The following is an 18,955-nucleotide window of genomic DNA, read 5'->3' on the forward strand; positions in this document are numbered from 1 at the left end:
GAATGTTTATGGGCACGGTTTAAACCGTTTTTTATTCAGTCGTTCTTCGGCAACACATTCTTTTCAAGCCTTTCAGGCATGGTTTGTAAGTATTCATTACCATTACAGCTCATCCCAAATTTGATATTGTATTTCTTCTTTTTAAGAAGAAACCATGTTTCATTTTTATGCTTTAGAAGTGTGTCTCCTAATTCAGTAGAGTCCCTTATAAATACATAGAGCCCATGTGTATCTTGGTAGCGAATGTTTCTTTTTGTTTCTGGCTCATAACCCTTTATATCTAACACATTCCCTACAATGCCTTTATCTTGAATAACTAAATTCGTTTCTTTCCCAAGAAAAAACTCCTTTGCTTTTTCACAAGGCCCCACTTCTTGACACGCGGCAAGGAACAATGCCCCTATTATCCATGATGTATTTTTCATTTGATAAAAATGCATAGTTGAAGGGTATAGTTATTTGTCAAGTTTCTCCAGCGCCTGCTGCTTCTTGCCCGCATCATCCAGCTTTCCATCAATGAGCCCATTGCCGCCGTACACGATGCGCTCGCCGGCCAGGGCCACCAGGCGCACGCGCTTGCGCTCGCCGGGCTCGAAACGCACCGCCGTGCCGGCCGGGATGTTGAGGCGGAAACCGTAGGCTGCCGCGCGGTCGAAGTGCAGCGCGGCGTTGGTTTCGAAGAAGGGATAGTGCGAGCCGACCTGCACGGGCCGGTCGCCCATGTTCACGACGTCCACGTCCACCGTGGCGCGGCTTTCGTTGAGGATGAGTCCGGCTGGGTGCAGTTGGTATTCGCCGGGCTGGGGGTGGCTGGCGTTGGCGGGCGCGGCGCCGGGGGCCGAGACTTTGCTGAGGCCGGAGCCGTAGAGGGCCAGGGCAGCATCGCCGGTTTCGCGGCAGATGGGGTGGTGCACGGTCACGAGCTTGGTGCCGTCGGGGAAGGTGCCTTCGATTTGGACTTCGTGAATCATGTCGGCCACGCCGGGCAGCACGTCGGCCAGGCCCAGCAGCTGCTTGCCCTTGTCCATGAGCACGGCCACCCGCTCGCCGTCGCGGATGAACTCCAGCAGCTGCGTGGCGATGAGGGCCAGGGCTTCGGGGTAGTTCAGGAGCAGACCGCGGGCGTAGCGCTTCTGCGCCACGAAACCGGCCTGGTGGAGAACGAGCTTGTCGAGGTCTTTGGGGGAGAGGTGCATGAGTAGGGTGCGGGGCTTGCCCCCGCCCGGCGTTCGCGCCGCTTTGGGTTATGGTTTCAGCGAATGTCGTGCAACGACGGGCGGGGGCAAGCCCCGCACCCTACAAGTTCTCATAAATCATGTGCCAGCCGTACACGATGCACACCAAGGAAGAAAGCGTAATGGCCGAGGTTTTCAGCACCCGGCTAATCCGCATACGTTTGGTAAACGGGACGCTGCACAACCCGGCCACGATAAACATGCCCAGAATAGAGCCCACGCCGAATACCGCGAAGTAGCCCACGCTCACCCAGACGCTGCGAATTTCGCTCATCACAAGCAATACCAGCGCGCCGCTGCCAGCCAGACCGTGCAGCAGGCCCACGGCAAAGGCCGCCCGCGAAGGCGCAGCGCCCGGCCGCACTTTGGCGGGCGGCCGGCGCTGCTCCAGCAGGCGGCTGACGCCCATGCCCACAAGCAACACCCCGACCGCGACTTCAAACCACGGCGAAGTAAGGAACGTGACGCGGCCCAACAAGATAACGGCTCCCACCAGTACCAGCGTGGTGGTGTGGCCCAGGCCCCAGTAGATGCCGTCGCGCAGGGCCGCGGCCAAGGTATCGCGGCGCGAAATCAAATTCGCCACGGCCAGCAGGTGGTCAGGTTCGAACGCATGCCCCATTCCGGCCACTGAAGCAAACAAAATGGGCAACAGGCCTTGCATTTTAGGAGATGTGAAAGAGAAAGAGCGACTGGAAACGTTTGGGGCCCGCAAATTTTATGGCAACCGTATTTTTTTGAAAAAGTAATCTAAACTTTTCGGAATAGCTGCTGAATCTGAGAAAAGCTCCCGTAACTTACCATTACGCACCGCTTGGCAGACGGCTGGGGAACGTTCATTCACTAGCCGCAGGGTACGCTAACGACTGGTTTTGACTTTGTACAATCGCTGCGCCCAATCCATTATCCAATAGCTATTTATTAGTTAATACTACGCACTGGAAATAGTAAAGCCGCGGATAACGCCAATTTACCTCCCGGCTGCGGGCCGTTACTTGTGAACAAGTGTGTGCAAGCAGCTGATTTTATGTCTGCCCGTGCGGATGTTCCCGCCGAGCGGCGGCACCCTTTTTCATGAATTATTAGAATTCCGATGCAACCCACCGACACCGCCCAGGGCCTCTACCGCCCCGAATTTGAGCACGATGCCTGCGGGACCGGTTTCATCACCCACCTCAATGGCCGCAAAACCCACCAGACCGTCGTCGATGCGCTGACCATGCTCGAAAACATGGAGCACCGCGGGGCCTGCGGCTGCGATACCGACTCCGGCGATGGAGCCGGCCTGCTCATTCAGATTCCGCACTGGTTCCTGCTCGAAGAATGCACCGCTCTCAGCATCCGTCTGCCCGAGCCGGGCAGCTACGGCGTGGGCACCGCCTTTTTGCCGAAGGACGAAGCCCTGCGCGCCGCCTGCCACGACGTGATAAATGGCGCGGCGGCGCGGCTGGGCTTCCCACTGCTGGGCTACCGGCCCCTGCCGGTGAACCCGGCCGGCATCGGTCCCACGGCGCTGGCCGCCGAGCCGGTGATGGAGCAGGTGTTTTTCGGCCGCCCGGCTGGCATCGTCACCGCCGAGGACTTCGAGCGCAAGCTCTACGTGCTGCGCCGCCTGATTTTCAAGACGGTACGCGAAACCGTGCCGGCCGCGATGGACGTGTTTTACTTCGCCTCGCTCTCCTGCAAAACCATCGTGTACAAGGGCCAGCTGACCACCTACCAGGTGCGCGGCTACTTCCCCGACCTCAGCGACGAGCGGGTGGTATCGGCCTTCGGGCTGGTGCATTCGCGGTTTTCGACCAACACGTTTCCGAGCTGGAAGCTGGCCCAGCCCTTCCGTTTCCTGGCGCATAATGGCGAAATCAACACCCTGCGGGGGAATCTGAACTGGTTTTACGCGGGCTTGCGCAACTACGTGTCGCCCTACTTCTCGGCGGCGGAAATGGACATGCTGCTGCCGGTGGTCGATGCCGGGCAGTCGGACTCGGCCTGCCTCGATAACGTGGTGGAAATCCTACTGCACTCGGGCCGCCCGCTGCCGCACGTGATGATGATGCTGGTGCCCGAAGCCTGGGACGGCAACACCCAGATGGACCCGCTGAAAAAGGCCTTCTACGAGTTCCACGCCACGTTTATGGAGCCCTGGGACGGCCCGGCCGCCCTCATCTTCACCGATGGCCACCAGATTGGGGCTATGCTCGACCGCAACGGTCTCCGCCCCCTGCGCTACCTCGAAACTACCGATGGCCGCGTACTGGTGGCCTCCGAAGCCGGCGTACTCCACATCGACCCCGCCACCGTGGTGCAGAAGGGCCGCCTGCAGCCCGGCAAAATGCTGCTGGTGGATACCGTGGCCGGTCGCATCATCACCGACGAGGAGTTGAAGGCCCAGGCCGCCGGCCGCCAACCCTACGGCGCGTGGCTGAACGAGTACCAAATTCGCCTCGAAGAGTTGCCCGAGCCGCGCCAGATGTTCACCAATTTGGCCGCCGACGCGGTTTTCAAGTACCACCAGGTGTTCGGCTACACCCGCGAGGACATCGACGCGCTGATAACGCCGATGGCGCTGGACGCCAAGGAACCTATCGGCTCGATGGGTGTGGACGTGCCGCTAGCTGTGCTTTCAGACCAGCCGCAGCACCTGAGCAGCTACTTCAAGCAGTTTTTCGCGCAGGTCACCAACCCGCCCATCGACCCCATCCGGGAGCGGCTGGTAATGAGTCTGGCCACGTTCCTGGGCAACAACGGCAACATCCTCGACGAGGACAAGCACCACTGCCACTGCGTGGCCCTGCGCCAGCCCATTCTGAGCAACCACGAGCTGGAAAAGCTCCGCAGCATCGACACCGGCATGTTCAATGCCAAGACCTTGCAAACGTATTTCAAGGCCGACGGCCTCCCCGGCTCCCTAGAGCGCGGCCTCGCCCGCCTCTGCCGCTACGCCGAAGATGCGGTAAATGACGGCTTCGAGGTGTTGATTTTGTCGGACCGCGCTTTGGATTCGGAGCACGCGCCCATTCCGTCGCTGCTGGCCGTGTCGGCCGTGCATCATCACCTGATTAAGCTCGGTTTCCGGGGTTCGGTGGGCTTGGTGGTGGAAGCCGGCGACGTGTGGGAAGTGCACCATTTCGCCTGTTTGCTGTCGTTCGGGGCCACGGCCATCAACCCCTACCTGGCGCTGGCCACCGTGCGCACCATGCGCGAAGCCGGCCATCTGGCTACCTCGCTGGACCAGTCGCAGCTGACCTACAACTACATCAAAGCCGTGTGCGACGGCCTGCTGAAGATTTTCTCGAAAATGGGCATTTCGACTTTGCAGAGCTACCACGGCGCGCAGGTATTTGAGATTCTGGGCATCAACCAGGCCGTGGTGGATGCTTATTTCTGCGGCGCGGTCACCCGCATCGGCGGGCTGGGACTTGATGAAATTGCCCGCGAAACACTCTATAAGCACTTCCAGGGCTTCAAAACCACCACGCCCGAGGAGCAGATTCTGCTGTCTGACGGCGGCCTCTACCACTGGCGGCGGCGCGGTGAGGCGCACATGTTCAACCCCGAAACGGTGCATCTGCTCCAACTCGCCACGCGGACGAACAACTACGCCACCTACCAGCGCTACGCTAAGCTCATCAATGAGCAGACGCGGCAGATGTTCACGCTGCGCGGGCTGCTGGATTTTGCCCACCACCGCGACCCGATTTCGATTGACGAGGTGGAGCCGGCTGAGGGCATCCTGAAGCGCTTTGCCACCGGGGCCATGTCGTTTGGCTCGATTTCGCACGAGGCGCACAGCACCCTGGCCATTGCCATGAATCGCATCGGCGGCAAGAGCAACACCGGCGAGGGCGGCGAGGACCCGATGCGCTACGAGGTGCTGCCCAACGGCGACTCCATGCGCTCGGCCATCAAGCAGGTGGCCTCGGCGCGCTTCGGCGTGACGGCGCATTACCTGACCAATGCCGACGAGCTGCAAATCAAGATGGCCCAGGGTGCCAAGCCCGGCGAGGGCGGCCAGCTCCCCGGCCACAAGGTGGACGAGTGGATTGCCAAGGTGCGCCACGCTACGCCCGGCGTCGGCCTGATTTCGCCCCCGCCCCACCACGACATCTACTCCATCGAAGACCTCGCCCAGCTCATCTTCGACCTAAAAAACGCCAACCGCGCCGCCCGCATCAACGTGAAGCTGGTGAGCAAGGCGGGCGTGGGCACCATCGCGGCCGGAGTGGCTAAGGCCCACGCCGACGTGATTCTGATTGCCGGCTACGACGGCGGCACGGGCGCCTCACCCATCAGTTCCATCAAGCACGCCGGCCTGCCCTGGGAGCTGGGCCTGGCCGAAGCCCACCAGACCCTGGTGCAGAACCAGCTGCGCAGCCGCGTGGTGCTGCAAGCCGACGGCCAGCTGAAAACTGGCCGCGACCTGGCCGTAGCGGCGCTTTTGGGGGCCGAAGAATGGGGCGTAGCCACCGCCGCGCTGGTAGCCGGCGGCTGCGTGATGATGCGCAAATGCCACCTCAACACCTGCCCCGTGGGCGTGGCCACCCAGGACCCCGAGCTGCGCAAGCTCTTCACCGGCCAGCCCGAGCACATCGTAAACCTGTTCCGCTTCCTGGCCGAGGAGCTGCGCGAAATCATGGCCGAGCTGGGTTTCCGCACGATAAATGAGATGGTGGGTCGCCCCGAATTCCTGAAGGTACGCGAGGGCATCACCCACTGGAAAGCCCGCCATCTCGACCTGAGCGGCATGCTGCATCCTGCTGCCAACATCTCTGGCGGTACCCTGTATCAGAGCGAAGCGCAGGACCACGGCCTCGATAACGTCCTCGACTGGCAGCTGCTGGCGCACGCCCAGCCGGCCCTGGACCACCAGACGCCGGTCTACGGCGAGTTCGAGGTGCACAACACCGACCGCACCATCGGCACGCTGCTCTCGAATGAGATTGCCAAGCGCTACCACGCCGCCGGCCTGCCCGACAACACGATTAACTACCGCTTCCACGGCTCGGCGGGGCAGAGTTTCGGCGCGTTCAGCGTAGCGGGCCTATCGTTTTCGCTCGAAGGCGAGGCCAACGACTACGTAGGCAAGGGCCTCAGCGGGGCCCGGCTGGCCATTTTCCCGGATGCCGCCGCCACGTTCGTGCCCGAAAACAACATCCTCATCGGCAACGTGGCGCTGTACGGGGCCACCTCCGGCGCGCTGTTCGTGCGCGGGCAGGCTGGCGAGCGGTTCGCCGTCCGCAACTCCGGTGCCACCGCCGTGGTGGAAGGCGTAGGCGACCACGGCTGCGAATACATGACGGGAGGACGCGCCCTCATCCTGGGCCAGACGGGCCGCAACTTCGCCGCCGGCATGAGCGGCGGCATCGCCTGGATTTACGACCCCAACGGCACCTTTCCCGAAAACTGCAACCCCGAAATGGTGGAACTAGACCCCCTCGACACTGAGGACGAGGACCAGATTCAGGAGCTGCTCCGGCAGCACGTGGAGCTGACTGGCAGCCAAGTGGCAGCCTTCCTGCTGGGCAGCTGGGCGGAGGAAGCCGGCAAGTTTGTGAAGGTGTTCCCGAGCGAGTATAAGAAGGTGCTGGCGAAGGCTCGGTATGCGACGGTGGGGTGATATTTGAACGTCATGCAGAACGTCATGCTTCGCTACGCTCTGCATGACGTTCTAAAAACACCTTCAAATCCTACCCACCATGTACGTGTACATGCTCACCAATCCCAATCGAACCGTTCTCTACACTGGTGTCACGAATGACCTAAACCGCCGCCTAGCCGAACACGGCGACACGTTAGGCAGCGGTAACAAATTCACCGGCCGCTACCAAGCCAATTTATTCGTCTACTTCGAGCTCTGCCCTGACCCCAAGTAAGCCATTACCCACGAGAAAGAGCTGAAAGGCTGGAGCCGCGCCAAAAAGGAAAAACTCATTGCTGGCTTCAACCCCAATTGGGAAGCCATCGACCTAGAAACCTGGACCGGTCCAAATAATGAAATCTAAGAAATCAGAACGTCATGCAGAACGGAGCGCAGCGACCTGCTGACGTCTGATTACTAATCTAGTATCAGCACGCGAGATGCTTCGCTGCGCTCTGCATGACGTTCTAAATAATCCCAACGACCCATGGCCAACCCCACCGGTTTCAAAGAATTCTCCCGCGAGCTCCCTTCCAAAGCCGCGCCGCAGGAGCGCGTGGCCCACAACCGCGAGTTCGTGGGCACCTACGCCGAAGACCAACTCACCCAGCAGGCGGGCCGCTGCATGGACTGCGGCATCCCATTCTGCCACTCGGGCTGCCCGCTGGGCAACATCATTCCCGAATTCAACGATGCCGTGCGCGAGGAAAAGTGGGAAAACGCCTACCAGATTCTCTCCGCCACCAACAACTTCCCGGAGTTCACCGGCCGCATCTGCCCCGCGCCATGCGAGGCGGCCTGCGTGCTCAGCATCCACAGCAGCCCGGTGGCCATTGAGGAAATCGAAAAGCACATCATCGAAATTGCCTTCGCCAAGGGCTACGTGCAGCCCACGGCGCCGGTCCTGAAATCGGGTAAGACGGTGGCCGTGGTGGGCTCCGGCCCGGCGGGGCTGGCGGCAGCGGCGCAGCTGGCGCGGGCCGGCCACACCGTCACCGTGTTCGAGCGCGACGACCGGCCCGGCGGCCTGCTCCGCTACGGCATCCCCGATTTCAAGCTCGATAAGTGGGTCATCGACCGCCGCATCAAGCTGCTCGAAGACGATGGCATCAGCTTCCGCTGCGGCGTCGAAATCGGCCACGACATCTCGGGGGCTGAACTCACCGCCACCTTCGATGCCGTGGTGCTGGCCGGCGGCGCCAGCGTGCCGCGCGACCTGACCATTCCCAGCCGCGAGCTGCCGGGCATTTACTTCGCCATGGACTACCTCACGCAGCACAACCGCCGGGTGAGCGAGCTGGGCATCGAGGACGACGAAATCTGGGTGGAGGGCCAGGACGTGGTGGTCATCGGCAGCGGTGATACGGGCTCCGACTGCGTGGGCACCGCCAACCGCCAGCGGGCGCGCTCGGTCACGCAATTTGCCCTCATGCACCAGCCCGGCGCTGAGCGCCCCGCACACACGCCCTGGCCGCAGGAGCCCCACATTTTCCGCAGCAGCACCTCGCACGAGGAAGGCTGCCAGCGCTACTGGGGCATCAACACCAAAGCCTTCCTGGCCGACGAGGCCGGCCAGCTCCGCGCCCTGCGCGTGAGCGACGTGACCTGGGAAACCGATGTGCTGGGCCGCCGTATCCGCTTCGAGGAAGTGCCCGATTCGGACCGCGAAATCCCCTGCCAGCGCGTGCTGCTGGCCCTGGGCTTCACCGGCCCCCGCGTAACCGGCCTGCTCACCGAGCTGGGCCTGGCCCTCGACGAGCGCGGCAACGTGCGCGCCGACGAACAAGCCTACCGCACCTCCCGCCCCAACGTGTTCGTGGCCGGCGACATGCGCCGGGGCCAGTCATTGGTCGTCTGGGCCATCTCGGAAGGCCGCGAGGCCGCGCGGGAAGTTGACATATTCCTGACCGGCAAGACGGCCCTGCCGAGCAAGAATGCGGTGGGGATGTTTGCTTGAGAAATTTGGCACCTAAACTACTCTATCACAACCGGTTATACCTTGAACTGGCGCGAGTTTAGCGCAACGCAACTCGTGACCGACCATAACTTGGAGGCTGCGCCTCCAATGCCGCGCCAGCGGCAGTCCCGCACCGCGCCGCTAAACTATTCCTACGGCATTGTTCGGTTTCGAGGCGCAGCCTCGCCCGGATGTCCGGCACGAGTTACGCTGCGCTAAACTCGCGCCAGTTCTTTGCCTACTCAATACGCCCGATTCGCCCCCGCCACCAAATACAGCGGGTCATCCTCAATATTCACGTCAATAAGCGCGCCGGCCTTGCCCAGCAGCTGGCGACAGTCGGGGCTGAGGTGGCGCAGGTGCAGGGTTTTGCCGGCGCGGTGGTAGCGCTCGGTCAGCTTGTGCAGGGCGTCGAGGGCCGACATATCGGCCACCCGGCTTTCGCGGAAATCCACAATGACTTGGGCCGGGTCGGTGGCCACGTCGAACTTCTCGCCGAAGGCCTGCACTGAGCCGAAGAAGAGTGGCCCGTAGATTTCGTAGTGCTTCACCCCGGCCGCGTCTATGTGGTGGCGGGCCCGGATGCGCTTGGCATTCTCCCAGGCAAAGGCCAGCGCCGACACCACCACGCCCAGCAGCACGGCCAGCGCCAGGTTCTGCGAAATGGCGGTTACGGCCGTCACGAGCAGCATTACCAGCACGTCGGTGCGGGGCATGCGGCGCAGAATGCGCAGGCTGGCCCATTCAAACGTACCGATGACGACCATAAACATCACGCCCACCAGCGCGGCCAGCGGTAGGCGCTCAATTACGGGGGCACCCACCACCACGAACAACGCCAGCGCCACGGCCGACACCACGCCCGACAGCCGCCCACGCCCGCCGGACTCCAGGTTCACCATGGTCTGCCCAATCATAGCGCAGCCACCCATGCCGCCCGTCAGGCCCGATGCCACGTTGGCCAGGCCCTGGGCCACGCAGTCCTGGTTGCCCCGGCCGCGCGAGTCGGTCATTTCATCCACCACCGTGAGGGTGAGCAGGCTTTCGGTGAGGCCCACCAGCGCCATAATGATGGAATAAGGCAGCACAAGGGCCAGCGTGGCCCAACTCAGCGGCACCTGCGGCAGGTGCAGCGTGGGCAGCCCGCCCGCGATGGAGGCAATGTCGCCTACGGCCTTGGTTTGCAGTCCGCCAAAAATCACCAGCGCCGACACCGTCACAATGGCCACCAGCGAAGCCGGCACCGCCTTGGTGAGCCGGGGCAGGAAGTACACGATGGCCATGGTGAGGGCCACCAGCCCGGCCATCAGCAGCAGCGGCGTACCCATGAGCCAGTACTCGGCCCCGGCCGCGTCGCGCACCTTAAACTGCTCCAGCTGGGCCATAAAAATGATAACGGCCAAGCCATTAACGAAGCCATATACCACCGGCTGCGGCACCAGCCGGATAAACTTGCCCAGCCGCAGCAGCCCGATGGCAATCTGAATCAGGCCCATCAGCGCCACGGCCACAAACAGGTATTCGACGCCGTGCTGCGCCACCAGACTCACAATAACGACGGCCACCGAGCCCGCCGCGCCGGAAATCATACCCGGACGGCCACCAAAAACACTCGTAATCAAGCAAATAATAAACGCTGAGCCAATGCCCACCAACGGGCTGATGTGGGCCAGCAGCGCGAAGGCTACTACCTCGGGCACCAGCGCCAGCGCGGTGGTGAGGCCGGCTAGGATTTCGTTTTTAGCGTTGCGTCGGTACTGTGATAAATAGGAAGAAACAGAAGTCATAAACAACCAGGGAAGAGGCAAAAGAAAAGCCGCACGCTTCCGGCGGGAAGCGGCGGCACCAGGGTTTCGGGCCAGTCCTCAGGGTGGGGTGAGCTTGAAAATAGCGGGGATAAAGGAGGGCATATCTGCCTGCAAAGGTAAGGCCGCCGGACGCAGCGGGTGGCACTGCCGCAAAATTTGCGGCGCAAAACCGGCCCCGGAACCGCAGGCTGGCAGCGTGTTGCAGCGGTTTGCCAAGCAATGAACGGGCCGGACAGTAGCGGCTCGCTTCGCCCCCCTACCCTATTGCCCGCTGCACCCAGGGCTTCAGCCCAGGCACGCGGGCCAGGCGCACGGCCGCGTTCACCAGCCACGCCTTGTTGCTGAGGAAGCGCATGAGGCGGTAGCTTTTGGCCAGCTTCCGCCCGATTTGGTGGGCCACCCGCGCATCGTATTCCCGCATGAATTCGGCGCTGAAATCCTGCTTCGTAAAGCAGGCCGCTGCCTGCGTTCCGGCCAATATTCCGCTCTGAATGGCCGTGTCGATGCCGTGGCCCTGCAAGGGGTCGATGAGCGAAGCCGCATCGCCGCACAGCATAAACCGGCGGCCGCTGATGTTGCGCACCCGCCCGCCACCCAGCGGCAGGCCAAAGCCCACGATAGGCCCCAGCGCCCGCGCCTGGGCGAAGCGCCCGGCCAGCTCGGGGTGCGTGGCCAGCACCCGCGTGAGCGTTTCCTTGAGGTCGACTTTGTGCTGCGAAACGATTTCGGCCAGCATGCCCAGGCCCACGTTGTAGCGCCCCCCGCCCACAGGAAACAACCACACGTAGCCAGCCAGGTAGTCGCTGCTGAGGAAAAACTCGGTGGTGCCGCTGCTGGCCCCGGCCACGTTTTCGTAGTAGGCCCGCACGCCGGCGCAGTGGTGGGCGCGGTCGAGCGGCGCGGGCAGCAGCTTGCGGCCCACGGCCGAGTTAGCCCCATCGCAGCCGATGACTAGCTGCGCGGTAATTTCGCGGCCCTCGGTGGTCGTCAAGCGGGCATGGTCGGGCTCGATTTGCAGGGTTTTGAGGCCGGTGTTTTCGAGAATTTCGGTGGCTGAATGCTGGCGCACCAGCGCCAGCAGCGCCGCGTCGAACGTTTCGCGGGGGCTGTTGAAGCTGGGCAGCGTCCATTGCAGCGTGAGGCTGGTGCCGCTGGGAGCCACGAGGCGGGAGTCGCGCACGTCGTCGCGCGGCTGCAGCTGCCAAAGCGCCTCCACAAACGCCGGGTCGAGCTGGCGCAGGGCTTTGAAGGCCTGGCCGGGGATGGCATCGCCGCACACTTTATCGCGCGGGAACCGGGCCTTGTCCAACAGGGCCACGCGCAGGCCGCGGTGGCGCAGGGCCAGCGCGCAGGCCGCGCCGGCCGGCCCGGCACCAACGATGGCCACGTCGTAATCAAAGAGGGAAGAAACAGGCACGAGCCCAAAGGTAGTAGCCGCGCCCGGGCAGTGGGCCGAAGCGCGGGTGGCCCGGCCACATTTTCGGCGGCTTTGCGTACATTCAGCTACACTTCATTTCCTGGCCTTGACTGCTTCTACCGAACATCCTGCTCCCGGCCGATGACGCGGCCCACCTCCAGGCCCTGCCGCTACCAGCTGCTGGACGCGCACCGCGAACCAATTTTCGACGACGTGGTAGCCGCCACGGCCCAGCTCTTCGGCGTTCCCAACGCCATGCTCTCCATCGTGGCGAAAGACCAGGTGCTGGTGAAAGCGCCCTACAACCTGCCCGTGCCCATCGAGCGCATCCCCCGCGAGCAAAGCCTGTACTCGGCCACCATTCTGCAACACGACACGGCCGTGTTCGAAGACCTCAACCAAAAGAGTGCGCCGGGCGTCGACATTTCCCTGCTTCAGCAGCTGGGCCTGAGCTTTTATGCCGGCCACAAACTGCGCACGCCCGACGGCTACAACCTCGGCTCACTGTGCGTGTACAATGGCCCGCCCCAGCAGTTTGCACCTATCGAGCGGGCCACCCTGGCCATCCTGGTGATGCGCCTGCTGGAGTTGCGCCGCACCCTGGACGCGCACGCCGACCGCACCGCCGTGCTCTGGGACCCCGTGTACCGCGCCATTGGCGGGCAGTTGGGCCGCCTTAGCGCCCTGGCCGAGCGCACCACGCCCCCCGGCGGCCCCGCCCAGCTCACCGAGCCCGTGGTGGCCGAAGTGCAGGGCATCGCCGATGTGGTTGACCAGTTTGTGACCGCCGCGCTCAAGCGGGTGTAGCCCTTGAGCGCGGGGACGGTGTACTTTTGCCCCGTTTCCGTGTTTGCATCATTATGGTTGAAGAAATAAAGGTAAAAACGCTGGCCCTGCTCGGCGCAACGGGTTCTATTGGCACGCAGGCGCTGGAAGTGGTGCGGCAGCAGCCGGGCCGGTTCCGGGTGGCGGTGCTGAGCGCGCAACGACAATGGGAGCTGCTGGCCCGGCAGGCCCGCGAGTTTCGGCCCGCCGCTGTGGTTATCGGTGATGAAAGCCTGTATCACAACCTGAAAGAGGCCCTGGCCGACCAGCCCGAAACCGAAGTCCTGGCCGGCACCGCCGCCCTGGCCGAAGTGGTAACGCGCCCCGAAATCGACATCGTGCTCACCGCCCTCATGGGCTACGCCGGGCTGCTGCCCACGGTGGCCGCCATCCGGGCGGGCAAGGATATTGCCCTCGCCAACAAGGAAACGCTGGTAGTGGCCGGCGAACTGATTACCAGTCTCATCAAGCAGCACAACGTGCGCCTGTTGCCCGTCGATTCCGAGCATTCGGCCATTTTCCAGTGCCTGGTGGGCGAGGAAGCCAATCCCATCGAGAAAATCATCCTCACAGCCTCGGGCGGGCCCTTCCGGGGCCGCACCGCCCAGCAGATGGAGGCCGTGACCAAGGCCCAGGCCCTGAAACACCCCAACTGGGACATGGGGGCCAAAATCACCATCGACTCGGCCTCGCTCATGAACAAGGGCCTCGAAGTCATTGAAGCCAAGTGGCTGTTTGGCCTTAGCAATGAGCAGATTGACGTGGTGGTGCACCCCCAAAGCATCGTGCACTCGCTGGTGCAGTTCGAGGATGGCTCGCTGAAAGCCCAGCTGGGCCTACCCGATATGAAGCTGCCCATCCAGTACGCGCTGGGCTACCCGCAGCGGTTGGCAAACACATTCCCGCGCTTCTCCTTCCTCGACTATCCCACGCTCACCTTCGAAGCGCCCGACCGGGCCGCGTTTCCCAACTTAGAGCTGGCTTTCGGGGCCATGCGGCGCGGCGGCAACGCGCCCTGCATCCTCAACGCGGCCAACGAAGTGGCCGTGGCCGCATTTTTGCGGGAGCAGGTCGGCTTCCGCCAGATGTCAGACCTCGTGGCCGAGTGCCTGGCGCGGGTATCGTACCTTGCAGAGCCAATATTAGCTGACCTGGTGGCGACTGACGCGGAAACGCGGCGGCTGGCCGAAACCCTGGTCTAACGTCACCGGCCAGAACGTCATGCAGAGCGAAGCGAAGCATCTTGCCCGCTTCGTTGAAACGCTTTGATTAGTTGTGGCGGGCAAGATGCTTCGCTGCGCTCTGCATGACGTACTTAATTCTTTCTCAACTTCTCCTTATCTAGTTCGTTTCCCTTGGCTATCCTCACCATGATTGGCCAGCTTGTGCTGGCCCTTTCTATCCTCGTTGGCTTGCACGAATTCGGCCATTTCGCCTTCGCCAAGCTCTTTAAAATCCGGGTCGATAAGTTCTACATCTTCTTCGACTTCCTGTTTCCGATGCCCAACGTGGCCAACTTCGCGCTGGTCAAAAAGAAGATTGGCGAGACGGAGTACGGCATTGGCTGGTTCCCGCTGGGCGGCTACGTGCAGATTCACGGCATGATTGACGAGACGCAGGACGCCTCGGCCCTGGCTGGCCCGCCGCAGCCCGACGAGTTCCGGGGCAAGCCCGCCTGGCAGCGCCTGCTGGTGATGCTCGGCGGCATCATCATGAACGTGATTCTGGGTATCATCATCTTCACGGCCATGACGGCGCACTACGGCGACACGTTCCTGCCGGCTTCGGAGGCCCGCTACGGCATCCTGCCCAACGGCCTGGGCCGCGAAATCGGCTTCCGCACCGGCGATAAAATCGTAAAAATCAACGGCCGGCCGTTTGATGAGTTCGACGATGTGTACAAGCCCGAGGTGATTATGGGCGACAACTCCTACTACACCGTGGAGCGCAACGGCCAGCTGGCCGACATCAAAATCCCAAAAAACTTCCTCGATAAATTCGGCAAGCAAAGTGCCGACAGCCTGCTGGTGCGCCCCCGCGAAACTTTCGCCGTGGACCGCGTGACGCCCGGCGGCAACGCCGCCAAAGCCGGCCTGCAGGTGGGCGACGTGATTACGAATGTGGCCGGCCAGCCGGTGCAGTTTTTCGACGAGCTGCAAGCCACCCTGCTGGCCAATAAGGACAAAACCGTGCCCGTGCTGGTGGAGCGCGGCGGCCAGCCCCTCACGCTCAACATTCCGGTCACTAGCTCGGGCCGCATCGGTTTCGAGCGCAAATCGACCCTGCAGCTCGGCACCCGCCAGTACACGCTGGCCGAGTCCATTCCGCAGGGCGTGAGCAAGGCCTTCGGGGTAATTGGCTTGCAGGCCCGCGCCTTCGGCAAGATTTTCAAGGGCGAGGCTTCGGCCTCGGAAAGCCTGGGCGGACCGGTGGAGATTGCGCAGCAGTTCGGCGGCATCTGGGACTGGCAGCACTTCTGGGGCCTGGCCGGCGGCCTGAGCATGGTGCTGGCTTTCATGAACCTGCTGCCCATTCCGGCCCTCGATGGCGGCCACGTCGTGTTCCTGCTCTACGAGATGATTCTGCGCCGCAAGCCGTCGGACAAGTTTCTGGAAGGTGCCCAGCGCGTGGGCACGGTGATGATTCTGGCCCTGATGGCGTATGTGATTGTGTTTAAGCAGGTGATGAAGCTGTTTCACTAGAGCGGTTTCCAATTTAGTGTACAGAATCTGATGCACCTTGCGTTATGAAAGCATATTCGATTGATTTGCGGGAACGGGTAGCGGCGGCATGTGCCGCACCGCAGGCCCGGATTTATCAGGTGGCGGCGCAATTTAGCGTCTCCATCTCCTTCGTGGACAAGCTTTTGCGCCGGCAGCGCACGAGCGGTTCGCTGGCGGCCCTGCCCGCGAACGGCGGCCCACTGCCGCGCCTGGACCCGGCTGGCCAGGACCTATTGCGGGCCTGTCTGGTGGCGCAGCCCGACGCGACCCTGGCCGAACTGGCCACGGCCCTGCTCGCCGCCGACGGTCCGGCCCTGAGCCGCACGAGTACGTGGCGGGCGGTGGAGCGCCTGGGATGGGGGCGCAAAAAAAAAGCGTCCACGCCGCCGAGCGTGACACCGAACGCGTCGTAGCCATGCGCCGCTTATTTTTGGAAGCCATTCAGGAAGAAGATGTGCGCCGTTTCGTGTTCGTGGACGAGACGAGCACCAACCTCACCTACTGCCGCCGTTACGGCCGGGCCCCGGCCGGCCAGCGCCTGGACCAGGCCGTGCCGTTGCACGGCGGCCCGAACGTGACGCTCATCGCCGCCCTGACCCCGGACGGGCTCGGAGCCTTGTTGAGCGTTAACGGGGCCGTTAATGGCGACGTGTTTGCCGCCTACCTCGACCAGGTGCTCGGCCCCAACCTGCGGCCGGGCGACGTAGTAGTGCTCGATAATCTGTCGGTACACAAGGTGGAAGGCTTGGACGAAATCGTGAAAAAGTACGGGGCTCGGCTGCGCTACCTGCCGCCCTATTCGCCGGATTTCAATCCCATTGAACTCGCTTTTAGCAAACTCAAGACCTGGTTGCGCACCGCGAAAGCCCGCACCCGCGACTTGCTGGAGGAAGCCATCCGGACCGCCGCCGACTGGATAACCGAACAGGATGCCAAGAACTGGTTTGACCATTGCGGATATCATGTACAGTGATTTGGAAACCGCTGTAAGCGGAACCGAACCACCACAGAAGAACGTCATGCTGAGCGGAGCCGAAGCATCTCGCGTGTGGTAGTAATCCCCTCGTCCAACGATTGAATTACTATGGCACGCGAGATGCTTCGGCTCCGCTCAGCATGACGTTCTTTTTTCGTTTGCATTCGCCCCAAACCAACGCTTTCCCATGCGCCTGCTCCCCTTTGTTGCCGCCTTACTGCTGCTGTTTCCGCTGGCCGGGGCCGCGCCGGCGTTCCACGCCTACCACTCCACCATCACGGAGCTGCGCTACAACGCGGCCAAAAAGCAGCTGGAAATTTCGGTTAAAGTCTTCGTCGATGACTTCGAGAAGGCGCTTTCGCAGGGCCAGCCCACGCGCGTGAACCTCACCGATGCCGGGCCGCGCCCGCTGGTGCTGGCCACGGCCTACTTCCAGCGCACCCTGCAGGTGAGCGTGGTGACGGGCAAGCCGCTGCTGCTGCAAGTGCTGGGCATGCAGGCCGAAAACGACGGCTGCTGGTTCTATTGCAAAGTGCCGCTGCCCGGCCCGGTCACGGCCGTGAAGCTGCGCCAGGCCGTGCTGCTCGACACCTTTGCCGACCAGATGAACATCGTGAACATCGAGGCCAACGGCAAGAAGCAAAGTGCGCTGTTCCGCGCCGGCCACGAGGAGGAGACCCTGGCGTGGTAGCGTAGCGTGGCCTTTTAGTCCGCGTCCCCGCACCTTTGGGCGTTTACGAAACTCATCCTTTTCGTGCATTTCGTAAACGTTGATTCGTAGACGGATTTCTTAAACTCACCCCGCGCTGTAAGGGCCATCTGACTATCAGGCGCCGGGCTAGTTCCTACCGTTCATTGAAAGGAGCGTTACAAGCGCACTCTTGAAATCACACTGAGTTCGCTCCCCCGCGTGGGGTTGCACTTTGCCGGGTGATGTATACATACATTTACTTGTTAGCGGCCCCGACTGTGGATTTCAAGCCCCGCCCCCTACGAGACCAACCAACCTGCAACTCGCGCCGATTCTCTACCATTTACGGTTGTTCCAATTACTTTTCGCATGAAATCCATTTCCTTTTTCTGGTGCGGGCTGTTGCTGCTGGCTCTGATTACCACTGGCCGCCAGACAGCCCGAGCCCAGATTGTGCCCACGGGCGCAGCTAGCACCGTGCCCACAGGTACCAGCCCTTATAGCGTGGCCGTAAGCGGCCCCGTAGCCTATGTAGTGAGCGGAAGTACTAGCAGCGGTAGTGGTAGCGGCAGCCTGCAAGTCTTTAACGTGACCAATCCCAGCGCCCCGGTCCTGCTCGGCGCCGTGGCCACGGGAACCGGTCCCTTCGACGTGGCCGTGAGCGGCAGTACGGCCTACGTGGTAAACTACGTCGCCAACACCTTGCAAATCTTCAATGTGGCCAGTCCCAGCGCCCCGGCCTTGCTGGGTACCGCGGCCACGGGCAGCTTTCCCAGAGCCGTGGCCGTGAGCGGCTCCACGGCCTACGTAGTGTACGGCAGTACCAGTGGTGGTAGCGGCACCTTGCAAGTCTTCAATGTGGCCAATCCCAGCGCCCCGGTCCTGCTCGGCGCCGTGGCCACGGGCAACTTTCCCCTCGACGTAGTCGTGAGTGGACCCATGGCCTACGTAGTGAATAGCGGTAGCGGCAGCCTGCAAGTCTTTAACGTGGCCAATCCCAGCGCCCCGGTCCTGCTCGGCACCGCGGCTACGGGCATCTTCCCTTATAGCGTGGCCGTGAGCGGCAGTACGGCCTACGTGGTAAACTACGTCGCCAACACCTTGCAAATCTTCAATGTGGCCAGTCCCAGCGCCCCGGCCTTGCTGGGCACCGCGGCCACGGGTAACTTTCCCGTCGACGTGGCCGTGAGCGGCTCCACGGCCTATGTAGTAAATTCTACCGACAACACCTTGCAAGTCTTTAACGTGGCCAATCCCAGCGCCCCGGTTCTGCTCGGCGCCGTGGCCACGGGAGCCGGTCCCGGAACCGTGATAGTAAGCGGCCCCGCGGCCTACGTGGCAAATCGAGTCAGCAACACTTTGCAAATCTTCAATGTGGCCCCTATCACAGCCACCAATTCAGTCGTCCTCTGGCAGCAAGTACAGGTATTCCCAACCCCCGCCAGCAACTCGGTTTCGGTGACTCTGCCAGCCCGCATGCGCGGCACTGCCATACCGGTTGTGCTAATGAACGCGCTCAGCCAGACGGTGCGGCGGGAAACGTTGCCCGCTGTTGGCGAAATACGCACCTTACTCTTGGCCGGGGTCGCGCCGGGCGTGTACATGCTGCAACTGCAAACCAACGAAGGCAATGTCAGCAAGCGCGTGGTCATCGAATAGATAAGCCCACCTTGCTCTTGGCCTAC

At 62.3% G+C, this 18,955-nt stretch carries 15 protein-coding genes; 10 read left to right on the forward strand and 5 right to left on the reverse strand.

Features of this window, described 5'->3' with window-relative positions; genetic code table 11:
- Positions 1 to 35 precede the first annotated feature (35 nt).
- The 3 genes from KQ659_RS15515 to KQ659_RS15525 all read right to left on the reverse strand — a co-directional run bounded on the left by KQ659_RS15515 (position 36) and on the right by KQ659_RS15525 (position 1,899).
- Positions 36 to 440, reverse strand: a complete 405-nt coding sequence (locus KQ659_RS15515) for a hypothetical protein (RefSeq protein WP_216688257.1) — start codon at positions 438 to 440, stop codon at positions 36 to 38.
- 15 nt (positions 441 to 455) lie between these two features.
- Entirely contained in the window at positions 456 to 1,196 is a 741-nt protein-coding gene (locus KQ659_RS15520; protein ID WP_216688256.1) for an urease subunit beta, read from the reverse strand.
- A gap of 100 nt (positions 1,197 to 1,296) precedes the next feature.
- Positions 1,297 to 1,899: a HupE/UreJ family protein gene (locus KQ659_RS15525; RefSeq protein ID WP_216688255.1), complete on the reverse strand. Its 603-nt coding sequence runs from the start codon at positions 1,897 to 1,899 to the stop codon at positions 1,297 to 1,299.
- A gap of 429 nt (positions 1,900 to 2,328) precedes the next feature.
- Here KQ659_RS15525 and gltB point away from each other — a divergent pair, with 429 nt between their 5' ends.
- The 3 genes from gltB to KQ659_RS15540 all read left to right on the forward strand — a co-directional run bounded on the left by gltB (position 2,329) and on the right by KQ659_RS15540 (position 8,830).
- Positions 2,329 to 6,852: a glutamate synthase large subunit gene (gene gltB / locus KQ659_RS15530; protein ID WP_216688254.1), complete on the forward strand. Its 4,524-nt coding sequence runs from the start codon at positions 2,329 to 2,331 to the stop codon at positions 6,850 to 6,852.
- 79 nt (positions 6,853 to 6,931) lie between these two features.
- Positions 6,932 to 7,108: a GIY-YIG nuclease family protein gene (locus tag KQ659_RS21905; RefSeq protein WP_226915770.1), complete on the forward strand. Its 177-nt coding sequence runs from the start codon at positions 6,932 to 6,934 to the stop codon at positions 7,106 to 7,108.
- A gap of 252 nt (positions 7,109 to 7,360) precedes the next feature.
- Positions 7,361 to 8,830 carry a glutamate synthase subunit beta gene (locus KQ659_RS15540; protein ID WP_216688253.1) on the forward strand — a complete coding sequence of 490 codons (1,470 nt, stop codon included), beginning with the start codon at positions 7,361 to 7,363 and terminating at the stop codon, positions 8,828 to 8,830.
- A gap of 242 nt (positions 8,831 to 9,072) precedes the next feature.
- On the opposite strand, the gene KQ659_RS15545 is transcribed toward KQ659_RS15540, so the two are convergent.
- Positions 9,073 to 10,617 carry a SulP family inorganic anion transporter gene (locus KQ659_RS15545; protein WP_216680223.1) on the reverse strand — a complete coding sequence of 515 codons (1,545 nt, stop codon included), beginning with the start codon at positions 10,615 to 10,617 and terminating at the stop codon, positions 9,073 to 9,075.
- Positions 10,618 to 10,894: 277 nt separating this feature from the next.
- Positions 10,895 to 12,055: an NAD(P)/FAD-dependent oxidoreductase gene (locus tag KQ659_RS15550; RefSeq protein WP_216680222.1), complete on the reverse strand. Its 1,161-nt coding sequence runs from the start codon at positions 12,053 to 12,055 to the stop codon at positions 10,895 to 10,897.
- 141 nt (positions 12,056 to 12,196) lie between these two features.
- Between KQ659_RS15550 and KQ659_RS15555 the strand changes: the two genes are divergently transcribed.
- The 7 genes from KQ659_RS15555 to KQ659_RS15585 all read left to right on the forward strand — a co-directional run bounded on the left by KQ659_RS15555 (position 12,197) and on the right by KQ659_RS15585 (position 18,929).
- Positions 12,197 to 12,862: a GAF domain-containing protein gene (locus KQ659_RS15555; protein WP_216688252.1), complete on the forward strand. Its 666-nt coding sequence runs from the start codon at positions 12,197 to 12,199 to the stop codon at positions 12,860 to 12,862.
- Positions 12,863 to 12,915: 53 nt separating this feature from the next.
- Entirely contained in the window at positions 12,916 to 14,082 is a 1,167-nt protein-coding gene (locus tag KQ659_RS15560; RefSeq protein ID WP_216680220.1) for a 1-deoxy-D-xylulose-5-phosphate reductoisomerase, read from the forward strand.
- 153 nt (positions 14,083 to 14,235) lie between these two features.
- Positions 14,236 to 15,582: an RIP metalloprotease RseP gene (gene rseP, locus KQ659_RS15565; protein ID WP_216680219.1), complete on the forward strand. Its 1,347-nt coding sequence runs from the start codon at positions 14,236 to 14,238 to the stop codon at positions 15,580 to 15,582.
- Between the two features lie 44 nt (positions 15,583 to 15,626).
- Positions 15,627 to 16,016 carry a COG3415 family protein gene (locus KQ659_RS15570; protein ID WP_216688105.1) on the forward strand — a complete coding sequence of 130 codons (390 nt, stop codon included), beginning with the start codon at positions 15,627 to 15,629 and terminating at the stop codon, positions 16,014 to 16,016.
- 2 nt (positions 16,017 to 16,018) lie between these two features.
- Positions 16,019 to 16,576, forward strand: a complete 558-nt coding sequence (locus tag KQ659_RS15575; RefSeq protein ID WP_262905480.1) for an IS630 family transposase — start codon at positions 16,019 to 16,021, stop codon at positions 16,574 to 16,576.
- 190 nt (positions 16,577 to 16,766) lie between these two features.
- Positions 16,767 to 17,270 (forward strand): DUF6702 family protein, encoded by a 504-nt coding sequence (locus KQ659_RS15580; protein ID WP_216680218.1) that lies wholly within the window; start codon positions 16,767 to 16,769, stop codon positions 17,268 to 17,270.
- Between the two features lie 369 nt (positions 17,271 to 17,639).
- Positions 17,640 to 18,929: a T9SS type A sorting domain-containing protein gene (locus KQ659_RS15585; protein WP_216688251.1), complete on the forward strand. Its 1,290-nt coding sequence runs from the start codon at positions 17,640 to 17,642 to the stop codon at positions 18,927 to 18,929.
- Positions 18,930 to 18,955: the final 26 nt, after the last annotated feature.

The sequence above is a fragment of the Hymenobacter siberiensis genome (genome assembly GCF_018967865.2).
Lineage (GTDB): Bacteria > Bacteroidota > Bacteroidia > Cytophagales > Hymenobacteraceae > Hymenobacter > Hymenobacter siberiensis.

What these genes read in the sequence shown, in the direction of transcription:
- KQ659_RS15515 (WP_216688257.1), bottom strand. Translation starts at nt 440, where the DNA reads ATGCATTTTTATCAAATGAAAAATACATCATGGATAATAGGGGCATTG.
- KQ659_RS15520 (WP_216688256.1), bottom strand. Translation starts at nt 1,196, where the DNA reads ATGCACCTCTCCCCCAAAGACCTCGACAAGCTCGTTCTCCACCAGGCC.
- KQ659_RS15525 (WP_216688255.1), bottom strand. Translation starts at nt 1,899, where the DNA reads ATGCAAGGCCTGTTGCCCATTTTGTTTGCTTCAGTGGCCGGAATGGGG.
- gltB (WP_216688254.1), top strand. Translation starts at nt 2,329, where the DNA reads ATGCAACCCACCGACACCGCCCAGGGCCTCTACCGCCCCGAATTTGAG.
- KQ659_RS21905 (WP_226915770.1), top strand. Translation starts at nt 6,932, where the DNA reads ATGTACGTGTACATGCTCACCAATCCCAATCGAACCGTTCTCTACACT.
- KQ659_RS15540 (WP_216688253.1), top strand. Translation starts at nt 7,361, where the DNA reads ATGGCCAACCCCACCGGTTTCAAAGAATTCTCCCGCGAGCTCCCTTCC.
- KQ659_RS15545 (WP_216680223.1), bottom strand. Translation starts at nt 10,617, where the DNA reads ATGACTTCTGTTTCTTCCTATTTATCACAGTACCGACGCAACGCTAAA.
- KQ659_RS15555 (WP_216688252.1), top strand. Translation starts at nt 12,197, where the DNA reads ATGACGCGGCCCACCTCCAGGCCCTGCCGCTACCAGCTGCTGGACGCG.
- KQ659_RS15560 (WP_216680220.1), top strand. Translation starts at nt 12,916, where the DNA reads ATGGTTGAAGAAATAAAGGTAAAAACGCTGGCCCTGCTCGGCGCAACG.
- KQ659_RS15570 (WP_216688105.1), top strand. Translation starts at nt 15,627, where the DNA reads ATGAAAGCATATTCGATTGATTTGCGGGAACGGGTAGCGGCGGCATGT.
- KQ659_RS15575 (WP_262905480.1), top strand. Translation starts at nt 16,019, where the DNA reads ATGCGCCGCTTATTTTTGGAAGCCATTCAGGAAGAAGATGTGCGCCGT.
- KQ659_RS15580 (WP_216680218.1), top strand. Translation starts at nt 16,767, where the DNA reads ATGCGCCTGCTCCCCTTTGTTGCCGCCTTACTGCTGCTGTTTCCGCTG.
- KQ659_RS15585 (WP_216688251.1), top strand. Translation starts at nt 17,640, where the DNA reads ATGAAATCCATTTCCTTTTTCTGGTGCGGGCTGTTGCTGCTGGCTCTG.